Here is an 8871-nt window from a genome sequence, read left to right as displayed (position 1 = left end):
GGGCGCCTTCCTGATGGCCGATGGTTCGATCCATATGGCCAGCCACGGCATGGGATAAGGGGGGCGCGATGGATCTTGTAGTCGTCGGCATCTCCCACCGCACCGCGCCCATCGAGCTGCGCGAGCGCCTGGCCTTTGCCTCCGAGCAACTCTCCGAGGCTTTGCAGGATCTTCGCGGCCGCGAGCACGTCGACGAAGCGGTGATTATCTCCACCTGTAACCGCACCGAGCTTGTCGCCAGCGGCCCGGCCGGGCGCGGGCTTTCCAAAATTGTCTCGGGATTTCTCGCCGAGAACCGCAAGGTTCCCGAGACCGAGCTGCATCCGGTGCTCTATCACTACCACTCGTACGAGGCAGTGAATCATTTGTTCCGCGTGGCCGCCTCGCTCGACTCCATGGTGCTCGGCGAGCCCCAGATCGTCGGGCAGGTCAAGGAGGCCTATCACGCCGCCTGCGACGCGGGCACGTGCGGGCCCATGCTCAACCGCCTTTTCCACAAGACCTTCCAGGTGGCCAAGCGCGTGCGCACGGAAACGAAGATCGCAGAGAACGCGGTGTCGGTGAGCTACGCGGGGGTCGAACTGGCACGCCGCATCTTCGGTAAACTCGAAGACAAGGAAGCGCTGCTCATCGGCGCCGGTGAGATGGCCGAGCTGGCGGTCGAGCACCTGCTGGCCGCTGGTCTCTCGAAGATCACCATCGCCAACCGCACCTACGAGCGCGCCGCGAAGCTGGCCTCGCGCTTTGGCGGCTACGCCATCGGCTGGGACGACATCGACGGCGAGCTCACGAAGGCCGACATCGTGATCTCTTCGGCGGCGGCGCCCCACTACGTCATCACCAAAGCGCGGCTTGATCCGGTCATGCGGGCGCGCCGCTACCGCCCGCTCTTTCTCATCGACCTGGGAGTGCCGCGCAACATCGATCCGGACGCCGGCGATCTCGAGGGCTGCTACGTCTACGATCTCGACGATCTCGAAGGCGTGGTCGAGGAAAACAAGAAGGCCCGCTATGCCGAGGCGCAGGAGGCCGAGAAAATCATTGAGGCCGAGACCGAGGAATTTGAGAACTATTTGAACGGCCTTCGCGTCGTGCCGACCATCGTTACGCTGCGAAGGCGCTTCGACGAGGTCCGCAAGGCCGAGTTCGAGAAAATCGTCGGCAAGCTCGACGGCATCGGCGATGCCGAGCGCGAGCGCATCGAGCACCTGACCAACGCCATCGTCAACAAGCTGCTGCACGAGCCCATCGCCGCGCTCAAGAAGGCCGAGGCCGACGGCGATGGCGCCGAAGTGACGCAGACCGTGCGCCGGCTCTTCGGGCTCGATGATGACGATGAGGCCCCGCCCCTGCAGGAAATAAAGGGCGAGAAAAAATAGAATGGGTTTGTGATCGCGTTGTCCCCCGAGTCTGTCATCCTGAGCGGAGCGAATGATCGCGTGGGCTGGCGGGGCGCGATTCTTCAGGGTGCATGGCACCCTTCACAATGACAGTTGCTTGAACAGCAAGAACCTTGAGGAGCAGACAATGACCTGGGTCCCCCAACGCGGTTCTCATCCGACCATCCGCCACCGGCGCAAGCGCACGACCGAGTGGATGCGCGCCATGGTGCGCGAGCACCGGCTCGACCCGGCCAACCTGATCCTCCCGCTCTTTGTTCACGAGGGTGATTCCAACGAGGCCGTGGCCAGCATGCCCGGCGTGGAGCGCCTGACGCTGGGGAATTTCGTGGAGGCCGCGCGCGAGGCACAGGGGCTTGGCATCCCGGCCATCGCGATCTTCCCCGTGGTCCCGGCGGAGCGAAAGAGCGAAAAGGCCGAGGAGGCCTACCGCAAGGAAAACCTCATCTGCACCGCCACCCGCGCGGTAAAGGACGCGGGGCTCAGCCTCGGCGTCATCTGCGACGTGGCACTCGATCCCTACACAAGCCACGGCCAGGACGGCGTGCTCGATCGAAATGGCTACGTCGCCAACGACGAGACCGTCGACATCCTCTGCCGGCAGGCCATCGCCCAGGCTGAGGCCGGCTGCGACGTTATCGCTCCCTCGGACATGATGGACGGGCGCATCGGGGCGATCCGCAACATGCTCGACCACGAGGGTTTCGAGAATGTCGCGATTCTCTCGTACGCGGCCAAGTATGCGAGCGCCTACTACGGGCCCTTCCGCGACGCGGTGGGTTCGAAGAAAAATCTGGGCGGCGGCGACAAGCGGACCTACCAGATGGACCCGGCCAACTCCGACGAGGCCCTGCGCGAGGTGGCCAGCGACCTCGACGAGGGCGCCGACATGGTGATGGTCAAGCCGGGCATGCCCTACCTGGACATCGTTCGGCGTGTCAAAGACACCTTCCAGGTCCCGACCGCCGTCTATCAGGTCAGCGGCGAATATGCGATGCTCAAAGCCGCCGCGCAGAACGGCTGGCTCGATGGCGACGCCGCTTTCATGGAAGCCCTGCTGGCATTCCGCCGCGCCGGCGCGGACATGATTCTCACCTACTGGGCGATGGAAGCGGCGCGGAAATTCCAATAACCAGAGGGCGGGTAGACCCCGCCCCTACACCAGACGAACGGATTGTAGGGGCGAGGTCTACTCGCCCTCTTCCTGTCCCGGCCCGCGCCGTCCGGTGCGGGCCCCGTTCTCGTCGGGGCCGTTGTGCTCGGCTTCCTGCAGGAAGGCCAGAAAGAACGCCCGCTCGCCGCGGCGCGCTTCGAGTCCCCCGGTGGAGAGCACCTCTGGCCGGAACCACTCGCGCTTTTCGAGCTGCATCCAGGAGAAGAAGGCCGCCGCCTCGATGATCCATTCCTGCGCAAGGTGCAGGTAGACGCTCAGCGCGTCGAAGAGCAGGCCCTCCAGCGCGGCGCCCTCGCCCTGGGCGCGAAGAAATTTCTCGGCTGCCCCGTGATGCTCGGGCACCAGGTAGTTCTCCAGAAAGCCCCGACGCACCTCGGCGGGCAGGCGCTCCATCAGCTCCTGGAGATTGGCCCGCGCCTCCTCGGCCAGGGTCTCCACCACCAGCGGGTCGCGCGACTCGAAGTAGAGCCAGACAGCCTCGGAAAGCTGGCGGCGGGCGCGGTCGAGGGGGGGGACTTGGCTGTTCATGTTTTACCTTTGGTTGGAAAAGGCAGGGCGGGGTCTACCCGCCCGGTTTTGATCATCGTGTGAACTGCGTAACCCGCCGCCCGAACATGTACTTGCTCTGGTAGTACCGGCGGGTGAAGTCGGTTTTCATGATGCCCTTGCTGGAGCTGGCGTGGGCCATGCGGCCGTTCTGGAGGTAGACGCCCACGTGGGAGACGCGGCTCTTGGTGCCGCGCCCGGTGGTGTCGAAGAACACCAGGTCGCCGTAGCTGAGGTTGCGCGCGCCGTCGGCGTTGAGGTAACGGCCCACCTGGGCCTGATCGCGCGAGACGCGCGGGATGCCGATCTTCACCGCGCGCAGCGATCCCTGGGTAAAGCCCGAGCAGTCGGCGCCGTAGACTTTTTTCGTGCCGCCCCACTTGTAGGGCGTTCCGATCCACGTATCGATCTCGGCATCGAGCGCGCTACGCGAGACAAGGCCCACGATGGCGTTGGGTTTTGCCGAGACGAGCTGGCTACTTACCGGTGCGGTGCTGCGCGGGGCCTGCTCGGCGGGTTTGTTTGGCTTCGCCGCGGCGGTCTGTTGTTTGGCCGGTGCCGCCGGGACGACGCCCATGAGCGGCCCCGAGGAGGCGGGCTTTCTGGGATTGCTCGCGGTCGAAGTCGCCGGGCGCTGGGGCGCTGCCGGCTGCGCAGCGCCGGGAGTTCGCTGGCCGGCAAAGGGATTGTACTGGCCGGGCACGGGGCTCAGGGCCGTGCGCGTTTCTGTTTTGGGCTGCGTCTTTGGTTTGGCGGGCTCGCCGCTCCCCTGCTCTTCTTCCTGACGCTCGCGCATTTCCTTGAGCTTCTCGCCGGCCTTCTCGCGCCGGACTTTCTGCAGGTAGGGCTCCATCTCCGCGACGATTTCCTCGGCGCTTTTCTCGCCCAGTTCCATGGAGATGAGCAGGTAGCGCCCGGCCACCTCGGCGTCGTGTCCCTCGGTGACGGCCCGGATGAGTGCGCCGTTGAGCTGGACGTAACGGTCAATGCCCCAGCGGGCTTCGAGAGCCTGGGCGACAAAGTCTTCGGCGATAAAATCGGGAACCCCCACGCGCTTGGCCGCCTCGGAGCCCGAAGCCCACCCGGCGATCTCCAGCGCGCTGATCTCGATGCCCTGATCGCGCACGTAGTCGGAGAGCCCGTACTGGGCGATGCCCTCCACGGCGGCCGCCGGCGCGCCGGTCTTTCTTGCGTCGAAGGCCGCGCGGGCCACGGGAACGACCTGCGCGGGCGGAAGCTCTGCAAAGATTCCCTCGATCATGATGTGGAAGATCGTGTCCACAGCATCGAGCATGTACTCGCGCTCGCTCACCATGTTGTCGAAGGCACTCTCGAAGCCGGCGAGCAGGTTCTCGCGCCAGCGCGCGCGCTCCTCCTTGGTAAGCCCGTCGTCGGCATCCAGGCGGCGGTTGATCTCGCGCTCGTAGACCTCGCGCGGGGACTCGGCCAGAGCACCGTCCATCCAGAGCGCGCCGAGGATCACCACGAGCGCGGCAAAGAGCGCGCGGAGCCGCTCGCGGCGGCTCGAAGAGGTTTTGAGGCTGCGGTGCTGCATGGGCGTGGCTAAAACTCCAGTAATTTCAGGTTGAAAGCCCGGTTTCCGGCTTCCGATTCTACTGCCGATGGGGCCCCCGACAAAGTGCCTTACATCACGTTTTTCATTGACAGCCCCCGCGGGCCCTTAGTAGCTTGATTGAAGGGGAAACAGTCAGAGAATTCAACAGGTTAAGGCCCGGTCTTTGAGTATTTTTGAGAAGATCAGACGCTTGCCCTGGCAGGACCTGCCCGAGCAATTGCGCTTCCCCGATGACGATTCCCTTCGTGTGATCCCGCTGGGCGGTCTCGGTGAGGTTGGAATGAACCTCATGGTCTACGAGACCCGCGGGCGCATTCTGATCGTCGATTGCGGGACCATGTTTCCCGGCGACGATTACCTGGGCACCCAGTATCTCATCCCCGACCTGACCTATCTCAAGGAAAACGCCGAGCGCATCGAGGCGGTCTTTCTCACCCACGGGCACGAGGACCACATCGGCGCGCTTCCCTTTCTCCTGCAGGAAGGCATTCGCGTCCCGCTCTACGGCACGCGGCTGACGCTTGGCCTGCTGCGTCCCAAGCTCACCGAGTGGGGGCTCAACGTGGGCAACCTGTGCGAGCTGGTCGAGGCAGGCGAGCGCTACCAGCTCGGGCCCTTTGAGATCGAGACCATCCCCGTGACCCACTCGATTCCCGACGCCCTCTCGCTGGCGATCACCACGCCGCAGGGGGTGGTCTTCCACACCGGCGATTTCAAGATCGACCCCACCCCGCCGGGCTCGCAGCGCATCGACCTGGCGCGCATGCGCGAGATCGGCGACGCGGGCGTGCTCGCCCTGCTCTCGGACTCCACCAACGTGGGTCGCGCCGGGCGCACGGGCTCGGAGCTCAAGGTGGGCCCGGCGCTCACTGATCTCATGCGCGGCCACGAAGGGCGCGTCTTCATTGCGACCTTCTCCACCAACGTCGACCGCCTCCAGCAGGTGATCGATGCCGCCCATGCCACCGGGCGGCGCGTCGCGCTCATGGGGCGCAGCATGCAGTCGGTCTCGCGTGTGGCGCGCCAGCTCGGCTTTCTGAAATTTCCGCCCAGGACGGTGACCACGCCCGAGAAGCTCGAAAAGCTCTCCCCCGGCAAGGTCTGCTACGTCGTCACCGGCAGCCAGGGCGAGCGCTCGAGCGCGCTCGCGCGCATTGCCCGCGGCGAGCACACACAGATCGACCTTTGCGAGGACGACCTGCTCGTCTTCTCGGCCCGCGCCATTCCCGGCAACGAGGATTCCATCGGCAAGCTCATCAACGCCGCCCACGCCGTGGGCGCGCGCGTCGTTCAGGACCGCGATGAGAGCGTCCATGTCTCGGGCCACGCCGCCCGCGACGAGCAGCGGCAGATGATCGAGATGATCCGGCCGAAGTTCTTTATCCCGGTCCACGGCGAGACCCGGATGCTCGTGCCCCACGGCGAGCTGGCCCGCGAGTGCGGGGTGGAGAACGTGATCCACATCGAGGACGGCGCCGTTCTCAGGGTCACTCGGGAGGCGGCCGAGATCGAGGGCCGCGTCCCGGCGGGCGCCCGGGCGGTGGATGCGGGCACGGGCCTGATGCTCGGGGCGCAGGAACTCCACGACCGGCATTTTCTGGGCAACCACGGCCTGCTCGTGGCCACGGTGAGCGTGGACCCCCGGCGCCGCGCCCTGGCGGCTCCCCCGGCCTTCGAGATGCGGGGGCTGGCACGAAACGGTCACACCGACGACGCACTCACAGGGGTGGTCAATCGGGCAATTTCCGAGTATTATCAAGAAGCTAGCGGTTACGACTCGCTGGAAGAGGCGCTCATCCAGAGCCTGCGGCGCCACTGGCGCAGGCACAGCTCCACGGTGATCCCCTACATCCTGCCGGTCGTGATCGAGCGCGCGTCTTCCTCTTCCTGAGGCGGCCCCACGAGGCCGGAGCGCGCGCGGCGGGGTTCAAAGGGTTTTCCCCGCTACTTGAGTGAGTGAGCAAGGCGGCGCGCCGCAAAGGCCATGGGTGAGGGCCGGCAGCGCCGAATTTTGGACCGATGGAACGTCAAGGAAGCTCCCTGCCCCGAGAGATCCTCGGAGCGGCGGCAGCGGTACTCGCCCTTCTGCTTGTACTGTCACTGGTCAGCTTTTCCCCCGCCGATGAGGGGCTGCTCGGGCGTGAGTTGCCCGTGGCCAACTGGGTCGGCGCCACCGGGGTGTGGCTCTCCAACAAGATCCTCATCGAGGGATTCGGCCTGGCGGCCTATCTCTTCCCGCTGGTGCTGGTAACGCTGAGCGCCTGGGCTTTCGTGGGCGCGGAGCTGCCGCCCAAGCACAAGCTGGCCATGCGCGGCGGCGCCTTTTTCGCCTTCGCCGTCTTCAGCGCCGTGGCCCTGCATCTCTCCATTGCCGAAGTTGCTGTGAGCGGCGAATCGGTTGCGGCCGGCGGCCTGCTGGGCACCCTGCTCGGCGAGGGATTCCGCGGCGCGCTCAACGTGCCCGGCGCAGCAGCCGTGACGGTGCTGGGGCTGCTTGTGAGCTTCATGGTGCTCACCCACATCACGCTGAGCGAGGCGCTCGGCGCCATTCGCTCCCTGCTCGCCCGCATGACCAAGGCGCTTACCCGCGCCGCGCAGGAGCGCCGCACCCGCGCCGAGCTCGAAAAGCGCGAGGAGCACGTCTCGGAGCTTCGCGAACAGATGGCCTCGGCCAAGGTGACCGAGGAAGTGGAGATTGCCCCGCCGCTGGCTGCCGATGAGCCGGCGCCCGTGCAGATCGACGCGAAGATCCGCAAGCCCAAGAAGAAGCCCGAAAAGAAAGACAAGAAGAAGACTGCCGATCAGGAGGCCTTCGAGTTCGCCAAGCAGCCCGCCGTTGCCGGCGAGTTCGCGCTGCCGAGCACCGAGCTGCTCGATCCCGAGCCCGACGAGACCCACCAGGTCGATGAAGAGCAGCTCAAGGCCAACGCCAAGATCCTCGAGAAGAAGCTCCTCGACTTCAACATCAAGGGACAGGTCGTGGCCATCGAGCCCGGACCGGTCATCACCATGTACGAGTTCATGCCGGCGCCGGGCGTGAAGGTCTCGAAGGTTGCGGGCCTCCAGGACGACCTGGCCATGGCGCTCTCGGCGGTCTCCATCCGCATCATCGCGCCCATTCCGGGCAAGAACGTGATCGGCATCGAAATCCCCAACAAGCACCGCGAGACGATCTACCTTCGCGACATGATGGAGAACGACGAGTTCCAGAAGAACAAGAGCCACACCCTGCTGGCGCTTGGCAAGGACACGAGCGGCATCCCCTATTACTGGGATCTCAAGAAGATGCCCCACCTGCTGGTGGCCGGCGCCACCGGCGCGGGCAAGTCGGTGGGCATCAACACGATGATCCTCTCGATGCTCTTCAGCGCCCATCCCCGCGATGTGCGCTTCATCCTCGTCGATCCCAAGATGCTCGAACTCTCGGTCTATGACGGCATTCCGCACCTGTATTCGAGCGTGGTGACCGATCCCAAGCAGGCCGCCGGCGCGCTGCGCTGGGCGGTCCTCGAAATGGAGCGCCGCTACAAGCTGCTCTCCGACTACGGGGTGCGCAACATCGACAACTTCAACAAGGCCGTGCGCAAGGAAGTCGATAGCGACACCTGGCGCGAGCGCGCGCGGCGCCGGGCCGAGGAAGACCGCGAGCGGATCCTCAAATACGGCAGCGATGAGCAGCAGGCGCTGGCCTGCGGGCCCATCCGCGAAGAAGACCTGCAGCCGCCCGAGGAACTTCCCTACCTGGTCATCATCATCGACGAGCTCGCTGATCTTATGATGCTGGTCGGCAAGGAAATCGAGGAATCCATCGCCCGCCTGGCGCAGATGGCGCGCGCCGCGGGCATCCACATGATCCTGGCGACCCAGCGCCCCTCGGTGGACGTCATCACCGGCCTCATCAAGGCCAACTTCCCCACGCGCATCTCTTTTCAGGTGACGAGCCGCACCGACTCGCGCACCATTCTCGATTCCCAGGGCGCCGAGCAGCTCCTGGGCCGCGGCGACATGCTGTTTTCACCGCCGGGCTCGAGCAAGCTCGTGCGCGTCCACGGCGCGTTTGTCTCCGATGAGGAAGTCCACCGCGTGGTGGAATACCTCAAGGAAGCCGCCGGCGAGGTCGAATACAACGACGCGATTCTCAACGTCCCCGCGGAGGGCAAGGCCGGCGCGGGCAT

6 protein-coding genes are annotated in these 8871 nt (G+C 65.5%); 4 read left to right on the top strand and 2 right to left on the bottom strand.

Annotation, left to right across the window (positions count from 1 at the left end):
* Positions 1 to 68 precede the first annotated feature (68 nt).
* On the top strand, positions 69 to 1379 hold the full coding sequence (locus KDH09_03485) for a glutamyl-tRNA reductase (GenBank protein MCB0218733.1): 1311 nt from the start codon (positions 69 to 71) through the stop codon (positions 1377 to 1379).
* Positions 1380 to 1527: 148 nt separating this feature from the next.
* Entirely contained in the window at positions 1528 to 2532 is a 1005-nt protein-coding gene (hemB, locus tag KDH09_03480) for a porphobilinogen synthase (GenBank protein MCB0218732.1), read from the top strand.
* Positions 2533 to 2589: 57 nt separating this feature from the next.
* On the opposite strand, the gene KDH09_03475 is transcribed toward hemB, so the two are convergent.
* On the bottom strand, positions 2590 to 3102 hold the full coding sequence (locus KDH09_03475) for a hypothetical protein (protein MCB0218731.1): 513 nt from the start codon (positions 3100 to 3102) through the stop codon (positions 2590 to 2592).
* Positions 3103 to 3154: 52 nt separating this feature from the next.
* Complete coding sequence (locus KDH09_03470) at positions 3155 to 4675, bottom strand: C40 family peptidase (protein MCB0218730.1); 1521 nt, start codon at positions 4673 to 4675, stop codon at positions 3155 to 3157.
* Positions 4676 to 4886: 211 nt separating this feature from the next.
* On the opposite strand from KDH09_03470, the gene KDH09_03465 reads away from it, so the two are divergent.
* Both KDH09_03465 and KDH09_03460 read left to right on the top strand, forming a co-directional pair.
* Entirely contained in the window at positions 4887 to 6587 is a 1701-nt protein-coding gene (locus KDH09_03465) for a ribonuclease J (GenBank protein MCB0218729.1), read from the top strand.
* Positions 6588 to 6715: 128 nt separating this feature from the next.
* A partial coding sequence (locus tag KDH09_03460; GenBank protein ID MCB0218728.1) for a DNA translocase FtsK 4TM domain-containing protein occupies positions 6716 to 8871 on the top strand: 2156 nt, incomplete at its 3' end.

The organism is Chrysiogenia bacterium, from assembly GCA_020434085.1.
Classification (GTDB): Bacteria; JAGRBM01; JAGRBM01; order JAGRBM01; family JAGRBM01; genus JAGRBM01.
This window is presented reverse-complemented; position numbering and strand designations above follow the sequence as displayed.